The organism is Actinomycetospora callitridis (genome assembly GCF_028737265.1).
GTDB classification, from domain to species: Bacteria; Actinomycetota; Actinomycetes; order Mycobacteriales; family Pseudonocardiaceae; genus Actinomycetospora; species Actinomycetospora callitridis.
In genome coordinates this window covers 64804-91714 of sequence record NZ_JAQZAK010000001.1, presented here as the reverse complement: position 1 = coordinate 91714, position 26911 = coordinate 64804, and the positions used below count along the sequence as shown (strand labels likewise).

25 protein-coding genes are annotated in these 26911 nt (G+C 75.1%); 11 read left to right on the top strand and 14 right to left on the bottom strand.

Annotated elements, in window-relative coordinates; translation table 11 throughout:
- The first annotated feature begins 242 nt into the window (after positions 1 to 242).
- From PH191_RS00420 to sepH, 3 genes are all read left to right on the top strand, one after another.
- Positions 243 to 1391 (top strand): citrate synthase 2, encoded by a 1149-nt coding sequence (locus PH191_RS00420; RefSeq protein ID WP_274192654.1) that lies wholly within the window; start codon positions 243 to 245, stop codon positions 1389 to 1391.
- A 61-nt stretch (positions 1392 to 1452) separates the two neighbouring features.
- Positions 1453 to 2589 (top strand): phosphoserine transaminase, encoded by a 1137-nt coding sequence (serC, locus tag PH191_RS00415; protein WP_274192653.1) that lies wholly within the window; start codon positions 1453 to 1455, stop codon positions 2587 to 2589.
- A 211-nt stretch (positions 2590 to 2800) separates the two neighbouring features.
- A complete protein-coding gene (gene sepH, locus PH191_RS00410) occupies positions 2801 to 3925 on the top strand; it encodes a septation protein SepH (protein WP_274192652.1) in 1125 nt (374 codons plus the stop codon).
- A 6-nt stretch (positions 3926 to 3931) separates the two neighbouring features.
- On the opposite strand, the gene PH191_RS00405 is transcribed toward sepH, so the two are convergent.
- A complete protein-coding gene (locus PH191_RS00405; protein WP_274192651.1) occupies positions 3932 to 4654 on the bottom strand; it encodes a DUF2537 domain-containing protein in 723 nt (240 codons plus the stop codon).
- Complete coding sequence (locus tag PH191_RS00400; protein ID WP_274192650.1) at positions 4651 to 5463, bottom strand: TrmH family RNA methyltransferase; 813 nt, start codon at positions 5461 to 5463, stop codon at positions 4651 to 4653. Before PH191_RS00400 ends, PH191_RS00405 begins: the two co-directional genes overlap by 4 nt.
- Before the next feature lie 210 nt (positions 5464 to 5673).
- On the opposite strand from PH191_RS00400, the gene PH191_RS00395 reads away from it, so the two are divergent.
- Together PH191_RS00395 and PH191_RS00390 are read left to right on the top strand one after the other, a co-directional pair.
- The gene (locus PH191_RS00395; RefSeq protein ID WP_274192649.1) at positions 5674 to 6231 is read left to right on the top strand and encodes a bifunctional nuclease family protein; all 558 of its coding nucleotides are present in this window, start codon (positions 5674 to 5676) and stop codon (positions 6229 to 6231) included.
- A 258-nt stretch (positions 6232 to 6489) separates the two neighbouring features.
- Positions 6490 to 8004 carry a glutamate-cysteine ligase family protein gene (locus tag PH191_RS00390; protein ID WP_274192648.1) on the top strand — a complete coding sequence of 505 codons (1515 nt, stop codon included), beginning with the start codon at positions 6490 to 6492 and terminating at the stop codon, positions 8002 to 8004.
- Positions 8005 to 8056: 52 nt separating this feature from the next.
- Here the strand turns inward: PH191_RS00390 and PH191_RS00385 are convergent, their stop codons facing one another.
- The 4 genes from PH191_RS00385 to PH191_RS00370 all read right to left on the bottom strand — a co-directional run bounded on the left by PH191_RS00385 (position 8057) and on the right by PH191_RS00370 (position 11422).
- Positions 8057 to 8752, bottom strand: coding sequence for a class I SAM-dependent methyltransferase (locus tag PH191_RS00385; RefSeq protein ID WP_274192647.1), 696 nt, complete (start codon positions 8750 to 8752; stop codon positions 8057 to 8059).
- Between the two features lie 394 nt (positions 8753 to 9146).
- Positions 9147 to 10409: an MFS transporter gene (locus tag PH191_RS00380; RefSeq protein WP_337994032.1), complete on the bottom strand. Its 1263-nt coding sequence runs from the start codon at positions 10407 to 10409 to the stop codon at positions 9147 to 9149.
- A gap of 95 nt (positions 10410 to 10504) precedes the next feature.
- Complete coding sequence (locus PH191_RS00375; RefSeq protein ID WP_274192646.1) at positions 10505 to 10723, bottom strand: dodecin; 219 nt, start codon at positions 10721 to 10723, stop codon at positions 10505 to 10507.
- Positions 10724 to 10813: 90 nt separating this feature from the next.
- Complete coding sequence (locus PH191_RS00370) at positions 10814 to 11422, bottom strand: TetR/AcrR family transcriptional regulator (RefSeq protein ID WP_274192645.1); 609 nt, start codon at positions 11420 to 11422, stop codon at positions 10814 to 10816.
- Between the two features lie 65 nt (positions 11423 to 11487).
- Between PH191_RS00370 and PH191_RS00365 the strand changes: the two genes are divergently transcribed.
- Together PH191_RS00365 and PH191_RS00360 are read left to right on the top strand one after the other, a co-directional pair.
- The gene (locus tag PH191_RS00365; protein WP_274192644.1) at positions 11488 to 12891 is read left to right on the top strand and encodes a molybdopterin-dependent oxidoreductase; all 1404 of its coding nucleotides are present in this window, start codon (positions 11488 to 11490) and stop codon (positions 12889 to 12891) included.
- Positions 12891 to 13400 (top strand): hypothetical protein, encoded by a 510-nt coding sequence (locus tag PH191_RS00360; protein ID WP_274192643.1) that lies wholly within the window; start codon positions 12891 to 12893, stop codon positions 13398 to 13400. The genes PH191_RS00365 and PH191_RS00360 overlap by 1 nt, the downstream gene beginning before the upstream one ends.
- Here the strand turns inward: PH191_RS00360 and PH191_RS00355 are convergent.
- Both PH191_RS00355 and PH191_RS00350 read right to left on the bottom strand, forming a co-directional pair.
- Positions 13397 to 14206 (bottom strand): methyltransferase domain-containing protein, encoded by an 810-nt coding sequence (locus PH191_RS00355; RefSeq protein WP_274192642.1) that lies wholly within the window; start codon positions 14204 to 14206, stop codon positions 13397 to 13399. The genes PH191_RS00360 and PH191_RS00355 overlap by 4 nt on opposite strands.
- A complete protein-coding gene (locus tag PH191_RS00350; RefSeq protein WP_274192641.1) occupies positions 14203 to 15918 on the bottom strand; it encodes an AMP-binding protein in 1716 nt (571 codons plus the stop codon). The genes PH191_RS00355 and PH191_RS00350 overlap by 4 nt, the downstream gene beginning before the upstream one ends.
- Before the next feature lie 196 nt (positions 15919 to 16114).
- Between PH191_RS00350 and PH191_RS00345 the strand changes: the two genes are divergently transcribed.
- Positions 16115 to 18913 carry an ATP-binding protein gene (locus PH191_RS00345; RefSeq protein WP_274192640.1) on the top strand — a complete coding sequence of 933 codons (2799 nt, stop codon included), beginning with the start codon at positions 16115 to 16117 and terminating at the stop codon, positions 18911 to 18913.
- Here PH191_RS00345 and PH191_RS00340 read toward each other — a convergent pair.
- From PH191_RS00340 to PH191_RS00325, 4 genes are all read right to left on the bottom strand, one after another.
- The gene (locus tag PH191_RS00340; RefSeq protein WP_274192639.1) at positions 18910 to 19344 is read right to left on the bottom strand and encodes a YybH family protein; all 435 of its coding nucleotides are present in this window, start codon (positions 19342 to 19344) and stop codon (positions 18910 to 18912) included. The genes PH191_RS00345 and PH191_RS00340 overlap by 4 nt on opposite strands.
- A 112-nt stretch (positions 19345 to 19456) precedes the next feature.
- Positions 19457 to 20587 (bottom strand): dimethylsulfone monooxygenase SfnG, encoded by a 1131-nt coding sequence (sfnG, locus tag PH191_RS00335; RefSeq protein ID WP_274192638.1) that lies wholly within the window; start codon positions 20585 to 20587, stop codon positions 19457 to 19459.
- Between the two features lie 221 nt (positions 20588 to 20808).
- Positions 20809 to 21879, bottom strand: coding sequence for a nitrilase-related carbon-nitrogen hydrolase (locus tag PH191_RS00330; protein WP_274192637.1), 1071 nt, complete (start codon positions 21877 to 21879; stop codon positions 20809 to 20811).
- A 13-nt stretch (positions 21880 to 21892) separates the two neighbouring features.
- The gene (locus tag PH191_RS00325; protein ID WP_274193645.1) at positions 21893 to 23338 is read right to left on the bottom strand and encodes an NCS2 family permease; all 1446 of its coding nucleotides are present in this window, start codon (positions 23336 to 23338) and stop codon (positions 21893 to 21895) included.
- 81 nt (positions 23339 to 23419) lie between these two features.
- Here PH191_RS00325 and PH191_RS00320 point away from each other — a divergent pair, with 81 nt between their 5' ends.
- On the top strand, positions 23420 to 23683 hold the full coding sequence (locus tag PH191_RS00320; protein ID WP_274192636.1) for a DUF2530 domain-containing protein: 264 nt from the start codon (positions 23420 to 23422) through the stop codon (positions 23681 to 23683).
- Here the strand turns inward: PH191_RS00320 and PH191_RS00315 are convergent.
- The gene (locus PH191_RS00315; RefSeq protein ID WP_274192635.1) at positions 23661 to 24644 is read right to left on the bottom strand and encodes an AraC family transcriptional regulator; all 984 of its coding nucleotides are present in this window, start codon (positions 24642 to 24644) and stop codon (positions 23661 to 23663) included. The genes PH191_RS00320 and PH191_RS00315 overlap by 23 nt on opposite strands.
- Before the next feature lie 81 nt (positions 24645 to 24725).
- Here PH191_RS00315 and PH191_RS00310 point away from each other — a divergent pair, with 81 nt between their 5' ends.
- Positions 24726 to 25562, top strand: a complete 837-nt coding sequence (locus tag PH191_RS00310) for an NAD(P)H-binding protein (protein WP_274192634.1) — start codon at positions 24726 to 24728, stop codon at positions 25560 to 25562.
- A complete protein-coding gene (locus tag PH191_RS00305) occupies positions 25559 to 25993 on the top strand; it encodes a pyridoxamine 5'-phosphate oxidase family protein (protein ID WP_274192633.1) in 435 nt (144 codons plus the stop codon). Before PH191_RS00310 ends, PH191_RS00305 begins: the two co-directional genes overlap by 4 nt.
- 15 nt (positions 25994 to 26008) lie before the next feature.
- Here PH191_RS00305 and PH191_RS00300 read toward each other — a convergent pair whose 3' ends face one another.
- Positions 26009 to 26842, bottom strand: a complete 834-nt coding sequence (locus PH191_RS00300; RefSeq protein ID WP_274192632.1) for an NmrA family NAD(P)-binding protein — start codon at positions 26840 to 26842, stop codon at positions 26009 to 26011.
- Between the last annotated feature and the right edge of the window lie 69 nt (positions 26843 to 26911).

The window sequence follows — 26911 nt, the reverse complement described above, 5'->3', positions numbered from 1 at the left end:
CGTCCGGAATCCAGTGCTGTCCGTGCTGTCCGGAATCCCCGCCGCACCGTAGGCGACGGGGCCGTGCACACCACGTGAGCAGCAACACAAGCCGTCCGGCGACACCTGGAGTTGCCCGCGCGGCGGATCGCGGAGCACGGTGCTGCTGGGCCCACGACCACCCACCCCCGGTGGATCGGCGGGCCCGTCCGGGCAGCGGGGCCCCGACCGGGATCCCGTGCCGCGACGCGAGGAGGATCCCGTTGAGCACCGCCCCCGTCACCGCCCCGGTCACCGCCCCGGGGCCGGCCGTCCCTCCCCCGCCGCCGGGCTTCTCCCCGGGCCTCGAGGGCGTCGTCGCGTTCCGCACCGAGATCGCCGAGCCGGACCGTGACGGCGGGGCCCTGCGCTACCGCGGGGTCGACATCACCGACCTCGTCGGTCACGTGGGGTTCGGCGACGTGTTCGGGCTGCTCGTCGACGGCGACCTCGGGCGCCCGCTGCCCCGCGAGGAGCCGGGGCTCGAGCCGCCGTTCTCGGGCGACGTCCGGGTCGACGTGCAGGCCGGGCTCGCGCTGCTCGGTGCACGCTGGTCGCTGCCGCCCCTGCTCGACGCCACCCCGGAGCGCGCCCGCGACGACCTCGCCCGGAGCGCGACGGCGGCACTCGCCCTCGTCGCCCGCTCGGCCCGCGGCGACGGCCTGCCGCCCGTGCCCGAGGACGAGCTGTCCGCGATCGACGACCCGGTGGCACGCTTCCTGACGCGCTGGCGGGGCGAGGCCGACCCGACGCACGTCCGGGCCCTGGACGCCTACTGGGTCTCGGCCGCCGAGCACGGGCTCAACGCCTCGACCTTCACCGCCCGTGTCGTGGCCTCGACCGGCGCCGACGCCGCCGCCTCGCTCTCCGCGGCGGTCGGCGCGATGTCGGGCCCGCTGCACGGCGGCGCGCCCGCCCGGGTGCTGCCGATGATCGCCGAGGTCGAGCGCACGGGCGACGCCGACGCCGTGGTGGCGGGCATCCTCGACCGCTCCGAGCGCCTCATGGGCTTCGGCCACCGCGTCTACCGCGCGGAGGACCCGCGCGCCCGCGTCCTGCGCCGCACCGCCCGGGAGCTCGCCGCGCCGCGCTTCGAGGCGGCCGCCGCGCTCGAGACGGCCGCGCTGAGCGCCCTGCGCGAGCGCCGACCGGACCGCGCGATCGAGACCAACGTCGAGTTCTGGGCCGCCGTGATGCTCGACCTCGCGGGTGTCCCGGCCGCGGTGATGCCGGCGATGTTCACGTGCGCCCGCACGGCCGGCTGGGCCGCCCACGTCCTCGAGCAGCGCCGCACCGGGCGCCTCGTGCGCCCGTCCGCGCAGTACATCGGGCCTGGCCCGCGGGGCGTGGCGGAGGTGGCGCGGAGCGCCTGAGCCACCCCGGACGTGGCCCACACGACAGCGGTCGTCGCGGGACGCTGGGAGGATGTCCGGCGTGACCACGTCGACCGACACGCTGCAGATTCCCGCCGAGCTCCTGCCCAGTGACGGGCGGTTCGGGTGCGGTCCCTCGAAGGTGCGCCCCGAGCAGCTCGCCCACCTGGCCCAGGCCGGCGACGTGATGGGCACGTCGCACCGCCAGAAGCCGGTCAAGTCGATCGTCGGGCGCGTGCGGTCCGGCCTGCGCGACCTGTTCTCGATCCCCGAGGGCTACGAGGTCGTCCTGGGCGTCGGCGGGACCACCGCCTTCTGGGACGCCGCGGCCGCCGGCCTGGTGCGCGAGCGCAGCCTGCACCTGACCTACGGCGAGTTCTCCTCGAAGTTCGCCTCGGTGACCAAGGGCGCCCCGTTCCTCGCCGACCCGATCGTCGTCTCCGCCGACCCGGGCAGCGCCCCGGAGCCGACCTCCGACCCGAGCGCCGACCTCATCGGCTGGGCCCACAACGAGACCTCGACCGGTGTGGCCGTGCCCGTCACCCGCCCGAGCGGGTCGGGCGACGCGCTCGTCGCGGTCGACGCCACCTCCGGCGCGGGTGGGCTGCCCGTGCAGATCAGCGAGTCCGACGTCTACTACTTCGCGCCCCAGAAGTCGTTCGCCGCCGACGGCGGGCTCTGGATCGCGATCATGTCGCCGGCCGCGCTCGAGCGCGTCGAGCAGATCGACAAGGACCGTCCGGGCGGGCGCTGGATCCCGGAGTTCCTCTCGCTGCCCACCGCGCTGGACAACTCCCGCAAGGACCAGACCTACAACACCCCGGCGGTGGCGACGCTGCTGCTGCTCGCCGACCAGATCGAGTGGATGAACGCCGGCGGCGGGCTCGACTGGGCCACCGGGCGCACCAAGGACTCCTCGGACCGGCTGTACCGGTGGGCCGAGGAGTCGTCGGTCGCGACGCCGTTCGTCGCGGACCCGCAGCACCGCTCGCAGGTCGTCGGCACGGTCGACTTCACCGACGACGTGGACGCCGCCGCCGTCGCGGCCACCCTGCGCGCCAACGGCGTCGTCGACACCGAGCCGTACCGCAAGCTCGGGCGCAACCAGCTGCGCATCGGGATGTTCCCCGCCGTCGAGCCGGACGACGTCACGAAGCTGACCCGGTGCATCGACTGGGTGATCGAGCGCCAGTCGTGAGCAGTCGACTGGGCCGAACGGGCTAGCTCAGTCGCCACGCCCGCCCCGCCCGTGTCTCCCGTCCCACGCAGACGGGAGACACGGGCGGCGCGCCTCCCTCGTCCGAGGAGACCGCTCGCCTAGCGTCGGTGGGCGAGCACCGCGCCCCACCGCCGCCGCAGGGTGGCACCGACGTCCGGGGTCCGGGCCCGCGAGCCGACGGGGAGGCCTGATGCGTCAGCTGCGCGTCGTCGGCCTGGGAGACGACCACGAGACCGTGATCCTCGAGGACCCGATCCGCCACGAGCGCTTCGCGGTGTCGGGGGACGAGCGACTGCGGGCCGCCGCGCGCGGCGACGTCCGGAGGCTGGGGCAGATGGAGATCGAGATCACCAGTCCGCTGAGGCCGCGCGACATCCAGGCCCGGGTGCGGGCCGGCGAGTCGGTCGACGACGTCGCGGCGGCCGGCGGGGTCAGCGCCGCGCACGTCGAGCGCTTCGCCTACCCGGTGCTGCTCGAGCGCGCCCGGGTCGCGGAGATCGCCCGTCGCGCCCACCCGCTGCTCCCCGGCGACGCCGCCCGCACCGACGAGCGCACGCTCGGGGAGATCGTCGCCGCGACGTTCGCCGCCCGCGGCCAGGACCTCGACGACGGCCGGTGGGACGCCAGCAAGGCCGAGGGCGCGTCGTGGATCGTGACGCTGTCCTGGCAGGCGGGACGCTCGGACAACGTCGCCCGCTGGGCATTCAAGCCCGGTGCCGCCGGCGGCACCGTCGACCCGCGCGACGACCCCGCCCGCGAGCTGCTCGGCCAGGAGCCGACCGCGGGCCCGCGCCGCGTCGAGAAGCCGGAGGACCCCGAGGCGGGCGACGGCCCGGACGGCGTCCACGACGTCCACGACGCCCTCGACGAGGCCCTCGAACAGACCCCCGCGATGGCCGCCTCCGGCGACATCGCCCCGCGCCGGCCCGCGGGGTCGGGGCACGGCTCGGCGGCGCATACCTCGTCGGGGCACGCCTCGCCGGGGCATACCTCGTCGGGGCAGGGCACCGGACAGGGCTCCCGTCGGACCGAACGCGGCGCCGCCCGCCGCGGGGGCCGCCCGGCACGCCCGGCGATGCCGCCGGCCTCCGCGTCCCCCCGCGCCGCCTCCTCGGGCGGCGACCAGGTGCCGGTCCCCCGCGCGGGCCGGCGCGACGAGACCGACGCGCCCGCGGTCGACGCCGGGCCGGCCGCGGCCGAGGTCGCCACCCCGACCACCGACCCCGGCGAGGGCAGCCGCCGGGGCCGGCGCGCCCACCCGATCGTCCCGTCGTGGGAGGACGTCCTGCTGGGGACGCGCTCGCCCCGCACCTGACGGGGGCTAGAACGCCGCCACCGCGAGGAACACCAGCGCGAGCCCGGTGCCGACGAGCGTCCCGTACACCGCCCAGCGCCAGGTGGGCACGTGCCGGTTGAGCCACAGGGCCGGCACGAGCCCGGCGACGACCGCGGCGTCGACGGCCAGCCCGATCACGCCGAGGCCGGTGACCAGCGGCGCGGCGAGGGCCAGGTTCGCCAGCAGCACGACCCCGGCCACGAGGGCGACGAGGAGCAGCCCGACGCCCCAGGGGGTCGGTTCGGCGGCCGCGGTGGCCGCGTCGAGCTCCTGGGCCTCGGGGGGCAGGTGGGGTGTCGCGCCGTTGCCGTTCTCGTTCGCCCGCACCGGCAGCGGCGGCACCGGCGGCGGGTGCGGGGTCCGCGTGACGGCCCGGAGCGCCACGCGGTGCCCCGTGACGGGGTCGCAGTAGTCGACGGGCGCGTCCAGCTCCACGGACAGGCGGGCGGCGAGGCGGCGGCCACGGCGGCTGATCGTCTCCGTGGCCGGGTCGGGCGGTGCGGCAGCGGGCAGGACGGCTGCGGGCGGCGCGGCAGCCGGCAGGGCGGGGACCGACGCGGCCACGCGCGCCCACTCCCGCAGCGCGTCGACGAGGTCGGGCGGCAGGCCCCACGTCCGGCCGCCGGCGCCCGTGTCCCCGGACTCGCCCAGCGGCACACCGGCCACCATCGCCCGCCCCCTCTCGGCGCGGACCTCGACGACCTTCACGACGCCGACCCCACCGGGCCCGCCGTGGCGTGGAACGCGACCGCCGCGGCCGTGGCGACGTTGAGCGAGTCGACGTCGCCGGCCATCGGGATGCGGACCCGGACGTCGGCGGCGGCGAGCGCCTCGTCGGACAGCCCCGGGCCCTCGGCGCCGAGCATCAGGGCGACGCGCTCGTGCCCGGCGAGCCCCGCCAGCGCCCCGGGGTCCCCGCCGGGCGTCAGGGACGCGAGCGTGAACCCCGCGCCCCGCAGGGCCGTCACGGCCGCCGCGAGCCCGCACGTCGCGAACGGCACCCGCAGGACGTGGCCCATCGAGACGCGGACACTGCGGCGGTAGAGCGGGTCGGCGCACTCGGGCCCCACGAGCACGGCGTCGACCCCGAGGGCGGCGGCGTTGCGGAAGAGCGCACCGAGGTTCTCGTGGTCGTTGACGCCCTCGAGCAGCGCCACCCGGCGGGCGCCGGCCAGCAGCGCGGCGAGGTCGGGCGCGGGCGCCCGGTCGGCGCTGGCGAGCACGCCCCGGTTGAGGTGGAAGCCGACGACCTCGGCCATCGTCGCGGCGTCGGTGACGTAGGCGGGTACGTCGGCCCCGGCCAGGTCGGGGGCGAGGTCCTCGACGCGGCGGGCCACGCCGAGCAGGGCCCGCGGCGGGTAGGGCGAGGCCAGCAGCCGGCGGACGACCACGGTGCCCTCGGCGAGCACGAGTCCGCGCCCGCCGGGGCGGTCGGGACGTCGGTCGGCGCGGGCGAGATCGCGGAAGTCGGCGAGGCGCGGGTCCGCCGCGTCGTCGACCGCCACCACACGCGCCACGTGCGTATCGTCCCAGACCCGACTGGCGGGATCCGAGGCGGCGAGGCACCGTCCTGGGCGAGCGGAGCGACGGGAGAACACGCGGCGCGCGCGAGCGGCTCGGTGTGTCGTCCGGACCGGGCGGGGCATCCGGGTCCGGCAAGCGCCGCCGCGGGATTCGGCGGGACGGAAGCTCTCCGGGAGCGCCCGGAGACGTGGGAGGCTGGGACCGTGAGCGAGATGCGGGTGGTCGGCGTGCTGGCCGTGGACGACGCGACCCAGCAGGGCGGCGGCTCGGGTGCCGGGTCGGGCGAGAGCCGGCACCCCGTCGTGCTGCTGCAGGAGACCGAGGGCAAGCGCTGCCTCCAGATCTGGATCGGGCTGGCCGAGGCCGAGGCCATCGCCCTCGAGCAGCAGGGACGGCTCCCCGAGCGCCCCCTGACCCACGTCCTGATCTCGGACGTGGTCTCCGCGCTCGGGCGGCGTCTCGAGCGCATCGAGATCACCGAGGTCCGGGGCGGCACGTTCTACGCCGACCTCGTGTTCGACCGCGGGCTGCGGGTCTCGGCGCGGCCCAGCGACTCGATCGCGATCGCGCTGCACGCCGACGTGCCGATCCACGCCACCGAGGGCGTCCTCACCGACGCAGGCGTGGTGGTCGAGGACGACGAGGCCGAGGAGGCCGCGACCACGGCCAGCAGCGCCGGCGGCGCCGACGAGGACGAGGTCGACCGCTTCCGGGCGTTCCTCGACAACATCTCGCCGGAGGACTTCGGGCGCAGCGGCTGACGCGAGGCCGAAGGGCGCACGTGACGATCGTCCCCCTGGCGGCCCAGAGGTCACCCTGTGTCGACGAACGGTCGGCCCCGGACGTGCCCTACGCTGAACGGACTCTTTCCGCGGGCGGACGGCCTCGGCGGGTGGCGTCGATCTCCGGGCTGTGTCAGCGTGTCCGGTCGTCGGGGTTCGCGTGAGTCGGGGGTGTCGCGCCGGTCGTGGCCGGCACCCGGTGGTCGAGTCGGATCGTGGACGGGAGCCGGGCGGGTCATGGGCCAGCACCTCGCCGCCACCCTCTTCACCGCCTCGGACCAGGCTCGGTACCGGCACCGCATCCACCGCTGTCTCGAGGCGTTCGGGCGGATGGTCACCGAGGGCCGGTTCGCCGCGGACGAGCCCAGCACCGGGGTGGAGATCGAGCTCGCCCTGGTCGACGAGGACATGCGCCCGGCGATGCTCAACCACGCCGTGCTCGACCGCTCCGCGTCCGACGTGCTCACCTCAGAGCTCGGCCGCTGGAACCTCGAGATCAACCTTCCGCCGCGGATGCTGCCCGGCACCACCGCCCGTGACCTCGAGAAGGACATGCTCGACGCGGTGTCGAGCGCCGGGGAGTGCGCCCGCGGGGTCGGCGCGAGCGCCGTGACGATCGGCATCCTGCCCACGCTCGGTGCCGAGCACCTCGCGTCCGACCAGCTCACCGAGGACCCGCGCTACGCGCTGCTCAACCGCCAGATGCTCACCGCGCGCGGCGAGCCGTTCCGCCTCGACATCACCGAGCCCCCCGCGGCCCGCGGCGGGCCGTCGGACGGGTCGCCCGCCGAGCACCTCGTGCTCGACGTCGACTCGATCGCGCCCGAGGCGGCCTGCACCTCGCTGCAGCTGCACCTCCAGCTGACCCCCGAGACCTTCCCCGCGTACTGGAACGCCGCGCAGGCCGTCGCCGGCCTGCAGGTGGCGCTCGCGGCGAACTCCCCCTTCCTGCTCGGACGCCGGCTCTGGGCCGAGACGCGGGTGCCGCTGTTCACCCAGGCCGTCGACACCCGGCCCGTGGAGCTGCGCAACCAGGGCGTGCGGCCCCGCGTGTGGTTCGGCGACCGCTGGGCCCACTCGGCCTACGACCTCTTCGAGGAGAACGTCCGCTACTTCGGCGCACTGCTCCCGCTCGCCGAGGACGAGGACCCGTTCTCCGAGCTCGACGCCGGGCGCGCGCCGAGCCTGCACGAGCTGCGGCTGCACAACGGCACGGTGTGGCGCTGGAACCGTCCGGTGTACGACGTCGCCGACGGCGTCGCGCACCTGCGGCTGGAGAACCGCGTGCTGCCCGCCGGCCCCACGGCGGTCGACGCCGTCGCCAACGCGATGTTCTTCTACGGGCTCATCCGCGCGCTCGCGGAGTCCGAGCGCCCGCCGTGGCAGCAGATGTCCTTCGACGCCGCCGAGGCGAACTTCACCGCCGGCGCGCGGCACGGGATCGACGCCGCCCTGTACTGGCCCGGGATCGGCACCGTCCGGGCCGACGAGCTCGCGCTGCGCCGCATGCTGCCGCTGGCGCAGGAGGGCCTCGCGGCCTGGGGTGTCGACGGGTCGGAGGCCGACCGCTACCTGTCGGTGATCGAGGAGCGCTGCGTGCGCCGGTGCACGGGCGCCGCGTGGCAGATCCGGGCCGTGAGCGAGGCCGAGCGCCGCGGCGCCGACCGCCCGACCGCGATCCGGCACATGATGCGCGCCTACCTCGAGGGCATGGAGGCCAACGAGCCCGTGCACACCTGGCCGGGGATCTGAGGTGCCCTTCGGGCTCGTGAGCACTTCGAGGTGCTCGAGCACCTCATAGTGCTCACGAGCCCGAAGGGCACACGGCCCGGTGGAACACCACCCGGCCGAAGGTGCGGGTCCGGCGGGCGACGGCGTCCACGTCGGTGAAGCCGGCGTCGCGCAGCATCGTCGCGACGTCGTCGGCGCCGGCGAGGTGCGGCGAGCCGTGCCCGTGACCGTGCCCGTGACCGTGCCCGTGGCCCTCGCCGTGGTGCGCGAACCAGCCCAGGATCCCGGGGTCGGTGCCGTCGGGGTCGACGAGGTGCAGGCTCCCGCCGGCCGCCAGGACGCGCCGGGCCTCCGCGAGCATCGCCCGCTGCTCCTCGGGCGGCAGGTGGTGGAACATGAACGAGGAGAGCACCCGGTCGACGGTGCCGTCGGCGTACGGGAGCTGGTCGGCGTAGCCGCGCTCCAGGCGCAGGGCGACGCCGTGGCGCGCGGCCTTGCGGCGGGCCAGGTCGAGCACCGCCGGGTCGGGGTCGAGGCCGACGAACGTCGCCCCGGGCGCGACGCGGGCGGCCAGCAGCAGCACCTCGCCGGTGCCCGTGCCGAGCTCCAGCACCGTCTGCCCGGGCGCGACCCCGGCCTGCGCGACGAGCTGCCAGTGGATGGCGCGCGCCCCCAGGACGCGGGTGAACACGTCGTAGGTGGCGGCGGGGGCGCCGAAGCCCATCTCCGGCAGGAACGGGCGCTCGCCGGCGGGCGCGGACCGGGACACGATGGCCTCCGTCAGGGCAGGGGACGGTCTTCGGGGACCTCCCCACCCTGCGGGCGCACCCACCTGCGGACAAGGGACGCAGCATGGGCGGGACGGGACGATCCTCGGTTCCCCTGGTGGGCTTCCGCGGGTCCCGGGCGCCCCGCCGGTGGCGGTGGAGCGCTGGTCCGACGCGACGGCCCGGCACGCGGCGGTCGTCGGCGGGACCCACGCCCACGACTTCCTCGTGCTGCTGCACATCGAGCGCGCTTGGGGGCCGATGCACGTCGACGACCGGGTGTGGGAGCTCGAGGACGGCGACGTCGTGGTGATCGCGCCCGGCACGGTCGTCGCGCCGCCGCGAGCACGGCGTACCGCCGCAGGCGTGGCGACGGGCGGGAACCCAGGCCGCCGTCTAGGCCGCCACGGCCGCCGGCGTCCTCGACCGTCGCCAGACGACCCACAGCCCGGCGATCACCGCGGCCAGCACCGACGCCACCCCGCCGAGCACCAGCGGGGCGCGGCCGCCGAACTCCTCGGCGAGCCAGCCCAGCGCGGGCCCGCCCACCGGGGTGCCGCCGAGGAGCACGAGCATCCACAGCCCCATGACCCGCCCGCGCACGGACTCGTCGACCCCCAGCTGGATCGCGGCGTTGGCGGCGCTGGTGAACAGCAGCTGGGCCGCGCCGGTGGGGATCAGCAGCAGCGCCACGCCCAGGTAGCTCGGCATCAGCCCGGCGGCGGCCTCGCAGACGCCGAAGACCGCGGCGGCCATCAGGACGGTGCGCAGGCGGGGCCTGCCCACGCGGCGCGCGGCGTGGAACGCCCCGAGCAGGCAGCCGACGGCCAGCGCCGAGGTCAGCAGGCCGTAGGACTCCGCGCCGCGGCCGAAGACGTTGCGGGCGACGATCGCGAGCGTCACGAAGAAGTTGATGCCGAGCGTCGACACGAAGAAGACGATCACCAGGAGCAGCACGACGTCGGGGTGGCGCCGGACCTCGCGCAGGCCCGAGAGCACGGCGCCGCGCTCCCGGGGCGCGCGGGCGTAGGCGAACATCTCGGCGGGGCGCATGAGGGCGAGCCCGGTGAGGACCGCGACGAAGGTGATCGCGTTGAGCAGGAACACCCATCCGGTGCCGACCGCGGCGACGAGCAGGCCCGCGACCGCCGGGCCGACGACGCGCGCGGTGTTGAACGTCATCGAGTTCAGGGCGACGGCGTTGGCGAGCGCGCCCGACCCGACCATCTCGCCGGCGAACGACTGGCGCACGGGCCCGTCGAGCGCGGAGATGCAGCCGAGGAGCACGCACAGCACGTAGACCTGGGTCAGCGTCACGAGGCCGCCGACGTCGAGCACACCGAGCACGAGCGCGCACGCACCCATGCCGACCTGCAGGCCCATGAGCAGGCGGCGCTTGTCGTAGCGGTCGGCGATCGCGCCGCCCCACAGCGAGAGCAGCAGCGTCGGCCCGAACTGCAGGGCCGCGGCGACGCCGAGGGCGACGGGGCTGCCGCCGGAGAGCTCGAGGACGAGCCAATCCTGGGCCACCCGCTGCATCCAGGTGCCGACGAGCGACACGACCTGGCCCGAGGCGAAGAGCCGGTAGTTGCGGACGCGCAGCGCGGCGAACATGGCGCCGGTCCGGCGGTCGGTGTGGGTGGTGTCGACCTCGCTCACGAGGTCTCGCCGTTCCACACCACGGTCCTGAGCTTACCTAACGAGTTGGGGGTCGGCGGGATGGCGGCGACGGGCGTCGCCACCCCGCCGCACGATCAGGACTTGGTGTCCTCGAGGGCGAACCCGACCTTCAGCGTCACCTGGAAGTGCCCGACCTCGCCGTCCTGCACGTGACCACGGATCTCGACGACCTCGAACCACTCGACCTGACGCAGCGTCGAGGAGGCACGACGGATGGCGCCGCGGATGGCCTCGTCGACGCCCTCCGCCGAGCTGCCGACGATCTCGGTCTTGCTGTACGTGTTGTCCGCCACGCGGGCTCCCTGGTCTCCGACGATGTACTGGTCCTCCGAACCGATACCCGTTCTCCGGCGGACACCCACGTGACGGCGGTCGAGGTGGGATCAGGTCGGCGGCGGACGGACGTGGTCGACGGCCGCGCCGAGCGCGAGGGCGAGGACCTGGAGGTCGCGGTGGAGCCGGGCGAGCATCAGACCGCCCTGGACGGCGGCGAGGACGGCCACGGCCATCTCGCCGGCGTCACGGGCGGGGTCGACGACCCCCTGCGCCTGCCCGCGCGCGAGCAGCGCCGCGATGCGCTCCTGCCACTGCCGGAAGGCCGCGGCCTGGTGCTCACGCCACCGGGGCTCCGCGTCGACCTGGCCGCTGAAGACCCCGAGGGGGCAGGCGAACGGCCCGCCGCCGTCCCGGTGCAGCTCGAGGAGGGACGCCGCCCACGCGTCGACGTCCTCCTGGCCGGCACTGTTCAGTGCCGGCTGGGCGGCCAGCACCCGCTCGAGCTGCCGGTCGATCACGGCCAGCACGAGGTCGGACTTGCCGTCGAAGTAGTGGTAGAGCTGCGACTTCCCGGTGCCGCTGGCCTTCAGGACGTCGCCGATCCCGGTGGCGGCGATCCCCCGCTCGTGCATGAGGTCGGCCGCCGCGTCGACGATCGCCTCCCGCGTCCGTCGGCCCCGCGCCGTCGGGGGACGGTGCGCCGCGTCGAGGCTCATCGGCCCGTCCTCGTCCCCACGGACCGGATTGTACCGATAGGTACAGTCTGCGCTAGGGTCCCGTCATGACGACCGTGCGCCCCACGGACCCGCCCGAGACCGGGTCCGGTCCGCCGCCGCGCGTGGCCGTCGAGCCCGAGTACGGCTTCCCGAGGTCCCTCTTCCGCACCCTGGCCCGGATCCCGGTGCCCCCGCCGGCCGACCCGAGGACGTGGCGCAGTCCGCTGCGCGGGACGTGGCTGACCTCCGTGTTCGGCGCGGTCCTCCTCGTCGGCCTGCCGATCGTGATCATCACGGGGCTGCTCTCCTACATCGCCTACGGACCGCAGTTCGGCCAGGCGATCCCCGCCGACGTCGGCTACCTGCACCTGCCGTACTTCGACTGGCCGTCGAACCCGTCCTGGCTCTACCGGCTCACCCAGGGCCTGCACGTGACGCTCGGGATGATCCTGACGCCGATCGTGCTCGCCAAGCTCTGGTCGGTGGTGCCGAAGCTGTTCGTCTGGCCCCCGGTGCGCAGCCTCGGCGGGCTGCTCGAACGGATCTCGCTGCTGGCCCTGGTCGGCGGCATCCTGTTCGAGTTCGTCACCGGGCTGATGAACGCCCAGTACGACTACTCGTTCGGCTTCAGCTTCTACCTCGCGCACTACTACGGCGCGTGGGTGTTCATCGCCGGCTTCGTCAGCCACGTCGTGCTGAAGGTCCCGACGATGGTCCGGGCCCTGCGCGTGGGTCCGGACGGGAGCGGAGCCTTCGGGCGCTGGCTCAACGACGGCGTCGCCGAGACCGAGCCCGAGCCGATGGACGAGGCGGAGCTCGCCCCGCTCGCCCCGAACCGGCCGACCCTGAGCCGTCGCGGCCTGCTCGCGATGGTCGGCGGCGGCAGCGCGATGGTCGCGGTGCTGAGCGTCGGCCAGACCTGGGACCCCCTGCGTCCGCTCGCGCTGCTCTCCCCGCGCGGGCAGTCCTACGGCACCGGCCCGAACGACTTCCAGATCAACCGCACGCTCGCCGGCTCCGGCATCGACCCGGCGCGGCTCGGTGCGGAGTGGCGGCTGACCCTGCGCGGCGGGGCCACCGAGGTGGCGCTGACCCGCGACCAGCTGCTCGGCATGCCGCTGCACACCGCGACGCTGCCGATCGCGTGCGTCGAGGGTTGGTCGGTGTACCGGACGTGGACGGGCGTCCGCCTGCGTGACCTCGCCGCCCTCGCGGGCGTCCCCGACCCCGCCAACGCCTTCGTGCAGTCCGTCGAGACCAGCGGCGCCTTCGCCCGCGCCACGCTGCAGAACAACCAGGTCCTCAACCCGGACTCGCTGCTCGCCCTGCGCGTCGGCAACCCCGGCGAGGAGACCGTCGACCTCTCGCCCGACCACGGCTTCCCGGCCCGGGTGATCGTCCCGGCGCTCCCCGGGGTGCACAACACCAAGTGGGTCTCGTCGATCGACTTCCGTCCGGGGACGGGCTGATGGCGGCGTTCCTGCGGTCCTGGCGCCGCTTCTACGGCGAGAACCCCCTGCACCTGCTCTCGGTGCTCGGGTGCATCGCCCTCTCCGGGTACGTGGTGTCGCTGGTGTACACCGACCCGAGCGCGATCTGGCTCGCGGTCTGGTTCCTCGGCGCCGTGATCGCCCACGACCTCGTGCTCTACCCCCTCTACGCCCTCGCCGACCAGCCGCTGACGATCAGCCGGTGGGCGCGGCGCCGCTACGGCCCCGAGCGCCCCCCGCGCGTCCCGGCGATCAACCACATCCGCGTGCCGGCGCTGGGCTCGGCCGTCCTCTTCCTCATCTACCTGCCGACGATCACCGGGCGCGGCGAGGACGCGCTGCGGTTCACGTCCGGCCTGAGCACGGCCGGCATCTGGGACCACTGGCTGCTGATCACCGCGATCCTCTTCCTGGGCAGCGCGGTGATCTACGCGGTGCGACTCGGGGTGGCGGCCCGTCGCACCGCCCGGGACGGGGCCGACGTCTAGGCGCCCTCCGGCCGACGGGCCACCGCGGCGAACGTCGCGAGCATGTACTCCGGCCGCATCTCCCAGCCGTCCATCGCCGCGTGGGCGGCCTCCCAGCGGGCGAGGTCGTCGGGGCCCGCGAGCCCGGCGGCGACGAGGGCCTCCCGCGCCGCCCACGCCGGGCCGCGCACACCGGGCGGGACCGGCCCGATCTCGAACCAGCCGCGGAAGTCACGCACCTCGAGGCCGGCCCCGCGCGCCAGCGTCGCCAGCCGCCGACCCACCCGCAGGTCGTTGCCCTGGTCGGCGTGCCAGCGCCGGTAGCGCTCGACCAGGTCGTCGGCGTCGGGCGGGGCCGGCGCGACGCTGGCGCTCAGGGCGTCGACGTCGAGCAGGTAGACGTGCCCGCCGGGGCGCACGAGCCGGGCGAGGTGGTCGACGATCGCCTGCTCGCCGCCGCCGTTGTGGGCCAGGACGTGGCGCAGGACCGCGACGTCGAACGTGCCCTCGGGCAGGCCCGTCGCCTCGGCGCGCGCCTGCCGCACCTCGGCGCCGACGGCGCCCGCCGCGTCCAGGCCGGCGCGGGCCGTCGCCACCGCCTCGGGATCGGCGTCCACGCCCACGACCCGGCCGGCGGGGGCCACGGCCTCCGCGAGCAGGGTGAGCACCGCGCCGGGCCCGCACCCGACGTCCACGGCGCGGGCGCCGGGGCGCAGGCCCGCGAGGTCCCACAGGTCGGCCTCCCGCTCGCGGGCACGCACGGCCATCATCCGGTAGCGCGCGAGCTCGTCGTCGGACAGGCGCAGGGCGTAGCCGGTGGTGCTCACGGCGCACCCACGGGTTCGGCCGGGGCGGTCGGGGCGGTCGGGGCCGGAGGGGTGGCCGCCGGGGCCGTCGACGACGGCGCGGCGGCGGTGAGCGCCCCGGCGCGCTCCTGCGCGACGAGCAGCCGTCGCAGGATCTTGCCGGACGGCGAGGTGGGGATCGCGTCGACGAAGGCGAGCTCGCGCGGGCACTTGTACGCCGCCACGCGGGCGGCGACGTGGGCGAGGATCTCCGCGGTGGTGGTCCTGCCGGCCCCGCAGGCCGCCACCACCACCGCCTTCGGGCGCTCGCCGGCCCGTTCGTCGGGGATCGGGATCACGGCGGCGTCCGCCACCGCGGGGTGGGTCCGCAGCACGGCCTCGACCTCGGCCGGGGCGACCTGCAGGCCCTTGACCTTGATGAGCTCCTTGAGCCGGTCCTCCACGAACAGGTTCCCGGCCGCGTCGATGCGGGCGAGGTCGCCGGTGCGCAGCCAGCCGTCGGCGTCGACCGTCGCGGCGGTGGCCGCGGGGTTGCCGAGGTAGCCGGTCATCAGCTGCGGGCCCCGGACCCAGAGCTCGCCGGTCCCGTCGGCGGGCAGGTCCTCGCCCGTCATGACGTCGACGATCCGGGCCTCGACGCCCGGCAGCAGGACCCCGCACGAGCCCGGCACGATCGGCGCGGCCGTGTCGACCAGCGTGATCGCCGCGACGGCCTCGGTCATCCCGTAGCCCTGGCCGACCGGGGCGCCGACGCGGGCCGCGCACTCCTGCTGGAGATCGGCCGAGAGCGGCGCGGCGCCGCAGCCGACGAGGCGCAGGGACGACAGGTCGACGCGGTCCACCGCGGGGTGGCGCGCCATCGCCAGCACGATCGGCGGCACCACCACGGAGATCGTGAGCCGGTGGGTCTCGATGAGCCCGAGGTAGTCCTCGAGGTCGAAGCGGGGCAGCGTGACGATCGTGCCGCCCGTCCGCAGGGTCACGCCCGCGACGACGTTGAGCCCGACGGCGTGGAAGAACGGGGCGACGGCCATCGCCCGGTCGTCGGCGGTCTGCGCGAGCGCGACCTGCATCTGCGCGACGTTGGTGACGATCGCCCGGTGGGTGAGCATCACGCCCTTGGCCAGCCCCGTCGTGCCCGAGGAGTAGGGCAGCAGGGCGAGGTCGCGCCCGGGGTCGATCAGCGCCACCGGCATCCCCGGGCCCTCGGCGCCCGCGGCGTGGACCTCGGCCCACGCCGTCTCGCCGTCGGCGTCGCCGAGCACGACGATCTCGATCGGCCGGTCCCACAGCGCCCGCGCCGCGCGGACCAGCGGCAGGAACGGCGGGATCGTGAGCACCCACCGGACGCCGCCGTCGCGGAGCTGGGCGGCGATCTCCTCGGGCGTGCAGAGCGGGTTGATGCCGGAGACGACGCCGCCGGCGCTCATCGCCCCGAAGGCGCCGACGAGCCACTCGGGCACGTTCGGCGCGACGATCGCGAGGACGTCCCCGCGGACGAACCCACGGTGGGCCAGCCCTCGCGCGCACCGGAGCACGTCGCGGCGCAGGTCGGCGTAGGTCAGCGAGCGGCCCGACGGGCCGTCGACCACCGCCGGCGCGTTGGCGCGGGCCGCCGGGTGGTCGAGCAGGTACTCGGGCAGGCCGACGTCGGGCACCTCGACGGCGGGCCACCGGCTCCGGTGGATGCGGGCGGCACGGTCGGTGATGGGGATGCGGTGCGGCGCCGTCATCGGGGCCTCCGGAGCGGGTCGGGCCGGCGGACCCGTCCAGCAGACCGGGACCCGGCTCCCGCGGGCGTCGGGGTGGGCCCCCGAGGATTGGCCGACCCGATTAGTCAGATCTCCCGATGGTGGCCGGTCGCGGGGGCCCCTAGCGTCGTTCCCCCCGGGGACGGCGGTGGCCGATGACTGCGACGGAGAGTCGCCCATGACGCGCGCGGCGACGAGGACCGGAGAGGGCGTCCTCGAGCGCGACCACGAGCTGGCCGTGCTCTCGGACGTCCTGCGCGCGGCGGCCTCGGAGCGCGGCGGCCTGGTCTGGGTGGAGGGCCCGGCCGGCATCGGCAAGACCCGGCTGCTCGACGCCGCCCGGGAGCGCGCCGCCGCCCTCGGAATGACCGTCCTCGCGGCGCGCGCCGCCCGCCTGGAGCGCGACTTCGCGTTCGGCGTGGTCCGCGGCCTGTTCGAAGGGCTCGTGGCCCGCAGGCCCGGGCTGCTCGCCGGCGCCGCCCGCCTCGCCGCGCCGGTGGTCTCCTCCGGGCCCGCGACCCCGCGGGGCGGCGGGCCGGACGGCGACACCGACGCCGGGAGCGCCCTGCACGGCCTCTACTGGCTCACCGCGAACCTCGCCGACGCCGGGCCGGTGCTGCTGGTCGTGGACGACGCGCACGTCGCGGACGCGGCCTCGCTGCGGGCGATCGCCTACCTCGCGCGCCGGGTGTCCGAGCTCGGGGTGGCGATCGTGCTGGGCGCCCAGCCGCCCGCCGTGCACACCGCGTCGCCGCTGGTCGACGCCCTGCGCGAGGCCGAGTCGACCACCGTCCTGCGCCCGGCCCCCCTGAGCCGCGACGGGACCGAGGCGCTGGTCGGGTGCCGGTTCCCCGGGTCGCCGGACCCGTCCTTCACCGCCGCGTGCCACGAGGTCACCGGCGGCAACCCGCTGCTGGTCCACGCCCTGCTCGCGGCCGTCGCCGAGGCCGGCGGCGACGCCGACCGGGCGGGTGTCGAGACGGTCGCCGCGCTCGCGCCGGCCGTGGTGGCGACGTTCGTGGCGCGCCGGCTGCGCGAGGCCGGTACCGAGGCCGCGACGGTCGCGCGGGCCGTCGCGCTGCTCGACGGGCGCGCCGAGCTGCGCCACGTGGTGGCCGTGAGCGGGCTCGACCCGGCCGTCGTCGCCCGGGGGGCGCAGACCCTGGTCGGGGCGCAGCTGCTGCACCCGGGCCGCCCGCTGACGTTCGCGCACTCCCTGTTCGCGCAGGCCGTGGCCGACGGCACCGACCCCGCCGAGCGCCACCGCGGGCACCGCCGCGCGGCGGACGCCCTGGCCGCCGACGGCGCCGGGGCCGAGCTCGTGGCCGCGCACCTGCTGCACACCGAGGCGCTCGGCGATCCCGCCGTGGTCGCCCGGCTGCGGGACGCGGGGCGTGCCGCGCTCGCGAAGGGCGTCCCCGAGACCGCGATGACCTACCTGCGGCGCGCCGTCGCCGAGCCCCCGCCGGCCCCGGAGCGGCCCGCGGTGCTGCACGAGCTGGGGGCCGCGACCGCCCGGGTGTCCTACCGCGAGGGCGTGGCGCTGCTCGAGGAGGCCTTCGCCGCCGCCGTGCACCCGTACCGGCGCGGGCTGATCGCCCTGGAGCTCGCCCACGCCCTGAGCGTCACCCTGGCGTTCGAGCGCGCGCTGGCCGTGCTCGACGAGGCCCGGGCCGGGGTCGACGACGGCAGTGACCTGGCCACCGAGCTGGCCGCCGCGACCGTGGGGCTCGCCCGCCGGGACCCCGCGCGTCGCGCCGCGGCCGCCGAGCTCACCCGCGCGCTGCGCCGCGACGGGCGTCTCCCCCGCCGCGGTGGTCCAGCCCTGCTCGCGACGACCGCCCTCGAGGCGCTGCAGACCGACACCGACGCGAGCGCCGTCGACCTCGCCCACGAGGCGCTGGCCGCGACGCTGCGCGAGCACACGCCGGACCCGGGGGTGATCCTGCCGGCGACGATGGTGCTGGTCGCGATCGACCACCTCGCGCCGGTCCGGGCGTGCGCCGAGTCGATCCTCGCCGGTGCGCGGCGTCGCGGGTCGAGCTACGACTTCATCGGGGCGTCCGTCCTGCGCGCCCAGACCCGGTACCTGCAGGGCGAGCTCGTCGAGGCGGAGGCCGACGCGCGCCTCGCCGACGCGCTCGCCGTCGAGCACGAGACCCACTCCGCGCGCCGCTACACCGTCGCCTGGCTGCTGATCGTCCTCGTCGAGCGGGGCCTGGCCGCCGAGGCGCACGCCGCCCTCGCAGCGAGCGGGGTACGCGGCAGCACGGCGTACCTGCTCGCCGCCCGCGGGCGGGTGCACCTGGCGCTGGGGCGCGCGGCCGAGGCCGTCGACGACTTCGTCGCCTGCGGCGAGCGCCTCGCCCACCGCGGCATCCACCATCCCGGCGTGCTGCCCTGGCAGGCGGGCGTGGCCTCGGCCCTGCACCGGCTCGGCCGCGAGGCGGAGGCGGTCGCCGCCGCCGACGAGGCCGTCCGCGTCGCGCGGCGCTTCGCCGCCCCGCGCGCGCTCGGCATCGCCCTGCGGGTCCGCGGCCTGGTGAGCGGGACGACCGCGCCGCTGCGCGAGGCGGTGGTGCTGCTCGAGCCCACGCCGGCGCGCCTCGAGCTCGCGCGGTCGCGGGTCGACCTGGGCGCCGCCCTGCGGCGCGCCAACCACCGTGTCGACGCGCGCACCGAGCTCGCCGCAGGCCAGGACCTCGCCCGGCGCTGCGGCGCCGAGGCCCTCGTCGAACGCGCCGGCGCGGAGCTGCGCGCCGCGGGCGCCCGGCCGCGGCGGATGGCCGTGAGCGGGGCCGACGCGCTCACCGCCAGCGAGCGGCGGGTGGCCGAGCTCGCCGCCGACGGGCTCTCGAACCGCGACGTCGCCCAGGCCCTGTTCGTCACCACCAAGACCGTCGAGACCCACCTCGGGCACGCGTACCGCAAGCTCGGCGTGACCGGGCGGGACGAGCTCGCCGCGCGCCTGCCCTAGAGGGTCCGCTGGTCGACCGGCGGGTGGTCGGCGTGCCGGTGGGTGAGCCACCAGCGCCCGTCGAGGAGCCGGAACCCGTGCGTGACCCGCAGGGTGATCGGCTGGAGCGGGCCCCCGTCCACCCGCGCGACGCCGCGCTCGACGCCGACCGTGAGGCCGAGGCCGCCGCTGACCACGACCACGGTGTACTCGGGCGGCTCCATCGTGCCGTCGCTGAAGCGGGAGGCCACCCACGTGAACGTGCGGGTGACCCGCTCGTGGCCCCGCTCGGTCGTGCCCCAGGCGCCGTAGAGGGTCACGTCGTCGATGTCGGCCCAGAGCGCGGCGTACGGCCCCGGGTCGCCGGCGACGATCGCGTCGAGCGCCACGGCGACGCGGTCGAGGATCGCGAGGAAGTCCGGCGGCGCGCTGACCGCCCCGATGGTCGTCATGGCACCGAGGGTCGACCCCCGCGCCCGTCCTCCGCCTCGGGGCGCCACCCCGAGGTTCCGGCCAGGTGGTCGGGTTTCGTGGCCATCGCCACGAACCCGATCACAGGCGCGGTCAGGCCTGGGCGAGCGCCGGCGCCGGCTCGGCGTCGGGGAGCTCGGCCTCCATCTCGCGGATGATCGGTAGCACCTTCTGGCCGAACTGCTCGATCTCCTCCTTGACGTGCAGGAAGCACAGCAGGGAGAGGTCGACGCCGAGCTTCTTGTACTCGACGAGGCGCTCGGCGACCTGCTCGGCGGTGCCGATCAGCTGGGTCTTGAAGCCGTCGTTGTACTGGACGAGGTCCTCGAACGAGGAGTCCGCCCACATGCCCTTCTTGTCCGACGCCGACGCGCCGGCCTGCTGCACGGCCTGCCGGAAGCCCTCGACCTGCTCGACGTTCGCCTTGTCGACGATCTCGCGCAGGGTGTCGCGGGCCTCCTTCTCGGTGTCCCGGACGATCATGAAGCCGTTGAGCCCGAACTTCACGGTGCGGTCGTGCTCGGCCGCGGTCGCGTTGATGACGTCGAGCTGCTCGGTGACGCCGTCGAAGTCCTTGCCGTTGGAGAAGTAGAAGTCCGACACGCGGCCGGCCATCTTCTGCGCCGCCGTGGAGTTGCCGCCCTGGAAGATCTCCGGGTGCGGGCGCTCCGGGGTGTTCAGGGGCTTGGGCTTCAGCGAGTAGTCGTGGAAGCGGTAGAAGTCGCCCTTGAACTCGAAGTGGTCCTGCTCCCAGATGCCCTTGAGGCAGGAGATGAACTCCTCGGTGCGCCGGTAGCGCTCGTCGTGCTCGAGCCACGGCTCGCCGAAGGCGGTGAACTCGCCCTTGAACCAGCCCGAGACGACGTTCGTGGCGAAGCGGCCGCCCGTCAGGTGGTCGGCGGTGGCCCCGAAGTTGGCGAAGACACCGGGATGCCACATCCCCGGGTGCACGGCGGCCATGACCTTGAGGCGCTCGGTGGCCATCATGATCGCCAGCGACAGCGACGTGGACTCGTGCTGGTACTCGGCGGAGTAGCTCGCCATGTACCGGACCTGCGAGAGCGCGTACTCGAAGCCGTTGTTCTCGGCGGCGATCGCGGTCTCGCGGTTGTAGTCCCAGTTCCAGTCGGTGCGCTGCTCGATGCCGCTGGTGACCAGCCCGCCCGAGACGTTGGGGACCCAGTAGGCGAACTTGAGCGGCTGGGTGGGGATGCCGACGGACACGGCTGTGTGCCTCCTCGAAGAGGGGTGGGGGCGCGCGGGAGGACCGCGCAGGAGATCGGGGGAGGAAGAACGGAGCTCAGCGACAGAGTGTGGTCGCGAGCTTCCCGTGGTCGACGTGCCGACGGCGCGTCAGTGGTGTCCAACCCATCGCGCCCGACGCTTCCGGTACCGCGGGGACCTGTCAACCGGAGCCGGGTACCGGTCACACCCCGGTGACGCGATCAGGACCGGTCGGGACGGCGCCACACGTCGCGGGAGTGCAGGAGCTCGATCTGCTTCTCGGTCACCTCGCGGCGGTACTCCGCGTGGTCGTAGGGCGCGCGGTCGAGGTAGAGGTTCTTCGGGTAGATCGGGTCCCGGTAGATCGCCTGGTACTGCTCGGTCGTGAGGTCCTTGAGCCAGTTGCCGAACTGGGCGCGCGCCCGGAAGTCCCGCAGCGCCCCGATGTCGACGGTGCCCGCCACGTAGGTGGAGTGGCCCGCGTACCCGACCTCGCCGACCACGGAGCCCCGGTAGTCGCAGATCATGCTGGGCGAGCCGAAGGTGTCGATCGGGACGTCGGAGTCCGTGTACAGGTAGTACGTGCCGACCTGGTTGGCGACGACGTACATGTTGTTGTCCAGCGCCCGCGCCCTGTTCTGGATCTCGTAGAAGCCGTTGCCGGCGTGCGGGTGCGGGTACGGGCCGCGGTAGGCCACCTCGCAGCCGTTCATCGCCAGGCCGCGCGCGTTCTCCGGGTAGGACGCCTCGTTGGCCATCATGATCCCGAGGCGCCCGATCTCGGTGTCGGCGACCGGGTAGAAGGCGTCCAGGCCGTCGCCGTAGAGCTCCACCCACCGGTCCCACACGTTGTGCGGGGTCACCGAGTGCTCGACGGGCTGCAGCGGCGTGACCTTGTGGTGGACGAGCACGATCTCCTGCTGCGGGGAGATCGCGAACCCGACGTTGAAGAACCGGCCGGGGAACTCGGGGTGCCGCGCCTTCGCGGTCGCCATCACGTAGGCGTCGTAGGTGGCCGCCATGCGACCGAGCGCGTCGGTCTCCGGACCCGGGATGTCGATCGCGCACTCGCGCGCGAACCACTCGTGGTCGTGATCGAGCACCTCGTCGTTGAAGCCCTGCAGCGCGCCTTCCGGGATGGTGATCAGGCGGACCGGCAGCGCCATCGCCGAGAGCCACGACGCCGCCTTCGCCAGGTGCTCGAGGTGCTCGAGGTTGTGCTTGATCTCGTCCCGGTACCGGATCCCGCGCATCGTCGGGATCAGGCCGACCACCTGGTAGGGCTCGATCACGGGACCGAGTACCTCACAGGCCGAACAGCACCCGCAACGGTGTGACCGCGAAGTAGAGGACGAAGGCGACGGCGACGACCCACATCAGCGGGTGGATCTCGCGGACGCGGCCGGTCGCGGTGCGCAGCAGCACCCAGCTGATGAACCCGGCGCCGATGCCGTTGGCGATCGAGTAGGTGAACGGCATGACGACGATCGTCAGGAACACCGGGAGCGCCACCGAGAAGTCCGACCACTCGATGTCGCGGACGCCGCCGATCATCAGGGCGCCGACGATGACGAGCGCCGGCGCGGCCGCCTCGACCGGGACCACCTCGTAGAGCGGGGTGAAGAACATCGCGGCCAGGAAGAGCAGGCCGGTGACGACGTTGGCGAGCCCGGTGCGGGCCCCCTCGGCGATGCCCGACGCGGACTCCACGAACACGGTGTTGGAGCTCGACGACGCCGCGCCGCCGGCGACCGCGCCGGCACCCTCGACGACGAGCGCGCGGCCGATGTTCGGCAGCTGGCCGCGGTCGTCGAGCAGCCCCGCCTGGCGGCCGAGCCCGGTCATCGTGCCCATCGCGTCGAAGAAGTTGGCGAGCACGAGCGTGAAGACGAGCAGCGTGACCGCCAGCGCGGGCAGCCGGGCGAACGCGCCGAGCGAGACGTCGCCGACGAGCGAGAGGTCGGGCAGCGAGACGATCGACTCGGGCAGCCCGGGGTAGCCGAGGTTCCAGCCCTTCGGGTTCGTGCCGTTGGACGGGCCGACGGCGACGATCGCCTCGACCACGATCGCCAGCACGGTCGTGGCGAGCACCCCGATGAGGATCCCCGCGCGCACCCCGCGGGCGACCAGCACGCCGGTGAGCAGCAGCCCGAAGCAGAACACCGCGGTGGGCCAGGAGGCGATCGAGCCCTCGATGCCGAGCCCGACGGGCACGGTCGTGTTCGCGGCGTCCGGCAGGCGGCGCACGAACCCGGCGTCGACGAACCCGATGAAGGCGATGAACGCGCCGATCCCCGCCGCGATCGCGATCTTGAGCGGATCGGGGATGGCGTTGAACACCGCCGTGCGGAACCCGGTGAGACCGAGGATCACGATGATCACACCGTTGACCACGACGAGGCCCATCGCCTCGGGCCACGTGACCTGCGGGGCGATCGTCACCGCGACGAGTGTGTTGATGCCCAGACCGGTGGCCATCGCGAACGGGAAGTTGGTGACGAGACCGAAGACGATCGTCATGACGCCCGCGACGAGCGCCGTCACCGCGGCGACCTGCGGCACCGAGAGCGTCATCCCGAGCACGTCGCGCTTCGCCGACGGACTCGAGGGATCGAGGCTGCCGAGGATCAGCGGGTTGAGGACCACGATGTAGGCCATCGTCACGAACGTGACGAGCCCACCGCGGACCTCCTGGGAGACGGAGGTCCCGCGCTCGTTGAGGCGGAAGTAGCGCTGCAGCACGGCGGGCAGGCTAGCCGGATCACATCATCCTTATGTGCGTGATCTTCACGGCTCGATCGCCGGGAACATCACTCACGTAGGGTTCCTCGGGTGAACCGGTTCGACCTGCACGCCGAGCCGCCGCCCCTGCCGAAGCGGCTGACCGACCCCGTGCCCGTGATCCTCGCGGGCTCGGCGGTCTGGGCGGCGGTCGCCGTCGTGCTCGGCGTCCTGGCCGCCACGGGCGTGCGGCCCCTCGACGTGTGGTTCGCCGCGACGCTCGTCGGCGTGGGGCTCGGCGTGGTGGGGCTCGCCGTGCTCGCCCTGCAGCGCCGCGCGCTGCGCCGTGGGGTCAAGGGCGCCCAGAAACTGTAGTGGCGGTAGTGGTCGCGGGGCCCGGAGCCCCTGCGCGGCGCCGGTACTCGCTCGGGCTGACGCCCCGGGTCCGCTTGAACGCCGCGCTGAACCCGAACGCGTCGGAGTAGCCGACGGCGTGGGCGACCTCGGTGAGCGTCGCCGACTCCTGCTCGACCAGCCGGTCGGCGGCGAGCGTCATGCGCCAGCGGGTGAGGTAGGTCAGCGGCGGCTCGCCCACCAGGTCGACGAAGCGCTTCGCGAGCGTGGCCCGCGAGACGCCGGCGCGCCCGGCCAGCGAGGAGACCGTCCACGCCGCGGCGGGCTCGGCGTGCAGCAGGCGCAGGGCGTCGCCGACGACCGGGTCGCGCTGGGCGGCGTACCAGGCCGGGGGCTCGCCGCCGGGCCGGTCGAACCACGTGCGGATCGAGCACACGAGCAGCCAGTCGAGGAGCCGGTCGAGCACCACCTGCTGGCCGGGGGTGTCGGTGGCGACCTCGGCGGCGAGGTGCTCCAGCACGGGGTCGCCCTCGCCCCCGGAGTCGACGCGCAGCACGGTCGGCAGGGCGTCGAGCAGCCGCCGGCTGATCTCGCCGCGCACCGGGTAGGCGCCGACGATGAGCGTGGTCGCGTCGGTGGCCCCGGTGTCGCCCGGGTCGTGCCATCCGCGCCGGTGCCGCGTGCCGCCCTCCTCGGGCGCCGTACAGGACTCCCCGCACGCGACCGGCGTCGCCCGGGTGCCGACCTCGTCGACGAAGGTGAACGTCCCCGGCCCGCGCACGATGACGGTGTCGCCGGGGCGCAGCGGCTCGGGAGGGTGACCACCCTCCGGGACGACCCAGCCCCCGCCCCCGAGGACGGCGCACAACGTCAGCGGGGCGCCGTCCACGAAGTGCAGGGACCAGGGCGGGGTCAGGGTCGAGCTACCGAACAGCGAGCCCTGCGCCCGCACCCCGCGGATCATGTCGCCGAACGCGTCCACGCCGCCAGATTAGACGAACGCACAGGCGATCGGGCGCTTCACCTATGGAAACGTCCACCGACGCGGCGTTGACTCGTCGCCATGACCACGGACACCACCCTCGTCCTCGGCGCCACCGGCAAGACCGGCCGGCGGGTCGCCGCCCGCCTGCGACTGCGCGGCGTACCGGTGCGCGCCGCCTCGCGCTCCAGCGAGACCCGCTTCGACTGGTCCGACCCCGCGGGCTGGTCCGGGGCTCTGCAAGGCGTCACGGCGGCCTACGTCGTGCCACCCGGCGTGCCCGGGCCCGTGCACGAGTTCGTCGCGCGGGCCGAGGCCGCCGGCGTCCGGCGCCTGGTCCTGCTCTCCGGGCACGGCGCCGACACGTGGGGCGACTCCCCGTTCGGCCGCGACATGCGCTCGGCCGAGGACGCCGTGCGCGGCTCGGCGCTGGAGTGGACCGTGCTGCGCCCGGCCAACTTCGCGCAGAACTTCGACGAGGAGCTCTGGCACGCCCCGCTGCTCGCCGGCGAGCTGGCCCTCCCGGCCGGGCCCGTGGGCGAGCCGTTCGTCGACCTCGAGGACGTCGCCGACGCTGCGGCCGCGGTGCTCACCGAGCCCGGACGCCACGGCGGGCGCACCTACGAGCTCACGGGGCCGCGCTCGATCACGTTCGGCGAGGCCGTCGACCTGATCTCCCGGGCCACCGGACGCCCCCTGGTCTACAAGCAGATCTCGCCCGCCGAGTACGCCGCGGCGCTGGTCGAGCAGGGCGTGGGCGAGGACGACGCCCACCACGTCGCCGAGATGTTCGTGCTCATGGAGCAGGGCCTCATCGCCGGGACGACCGACGCGCTCGCCGGGCTCCTGGGCCGCGCGCCCCGGACGTTCGAGGACTACGTCCTGCGCACCGCCGTCACGGGGGCGTGGGGACGGTGAGTGACGGACCGAGCGACGAGCACCTGACCCCCGACGACCTCACCTTCCTCGCCCGTCCCCTGCTCGGCTTCCTGACCACGGCCGCGGGGCCGGCACCGCCACCGTCGCGGCCGGTGTGGTTCGAGGCCACCCCGGACGGGACCGTCCAGCTCTTCACCGGGCCGGACACCCTGAAGATCCGGCGCCTGCGGCGCGACCCGCGGGCCGCGCTCATCGTCGCCGCACCGGCCGACGAGCGGGAGCGCTGGGTGTCCGTCGCCGGCCGCGCGACGATCGAGACCGACGGGGCGCACGACCTCGCCGCCCGCCTGGCCGCGCGCTACTGGGACCTCGACGACCCGGTCCGGGCCGCGGACCTCGACGGCCTCCTCGCCGAGGACCAGGTGCGCGTCGTCCTGCACCCGGAGGAGGTCCGCCGCGTCACGTTCTGACGCCTCACCTCCGGGTCAGACCGGGGCGTGGGCCCGGAAGGCGTCGACGTGGTCGCGGGCCCAGTCCGCGAACGTGCGGGGCGGGCGTCCCGTCACCTCCCGCACGGTGTCCACCGGGATCGAGCCGATCGGCGGCGGGTCGTTCTCCAGGGCGATCGTGAACTCGACCGCCTCGGGCGGCAGGCCCGCGGCGACGAGATCGGCGCGCGCCTGCTCCTCGGAGAGCCGGGTGAGCGTCACGGGCCGCCCGAGCGCGTCCGACACGGCGGCGAGCTTCTGCTCGAGCGTCACCGCCTCGCCGCCCGTGAGCACGTACCGGCGTCCGGTGGGCGCCGGGCCGGTGAGCACCGCGAGCGCGACCGCGGCGATGTCCGCCTCGTGCACCGCGGCGCTGGTGCGCCCGCCGTCGTAGACCCGGACCTCGCCGTCGGCGCGGATCGCGTCGGCGTGGTCGAGCGTGTTGGCCATGAACTCGACGGGGCTGAGCAGCGCCCACGGGACACCGGCCGCGTCGAGGGCCGGCTCGAGCGTGCTGGTGTCCCAGCCACCGAGGACGCTCACCCGGCCGACCCCCGCCCCACGCAGCGCCGCCACGATCTCCGGCCCGTTCTCCAGCGCCGCGTAGCCGTCGCCGCCGAAGGTGATCAGGTGGGCGGCCTCGACCCCGTCGAGCAGACGCGCGAAGCCCGCGGCGTCCGTGATGTCGCCGCGCACGACCTCCGCGGCGGCCGGGAGCGCGGCGCGCTCGGGGTCGCGGGTGAGCGCGCGCACCGCGTGCCCCGCCGCGAGCAGCTGGGTCACCAGGGTCCGGCCCACCGTGCCGCTCGCGCCCGTCACCAGGATCGTCATCTCGGGGTCCTCCTCGTCGCTGTGCTGACGAGATCGATCCTCGCGAGAGGGGCGGACAGCTCCGGTCCG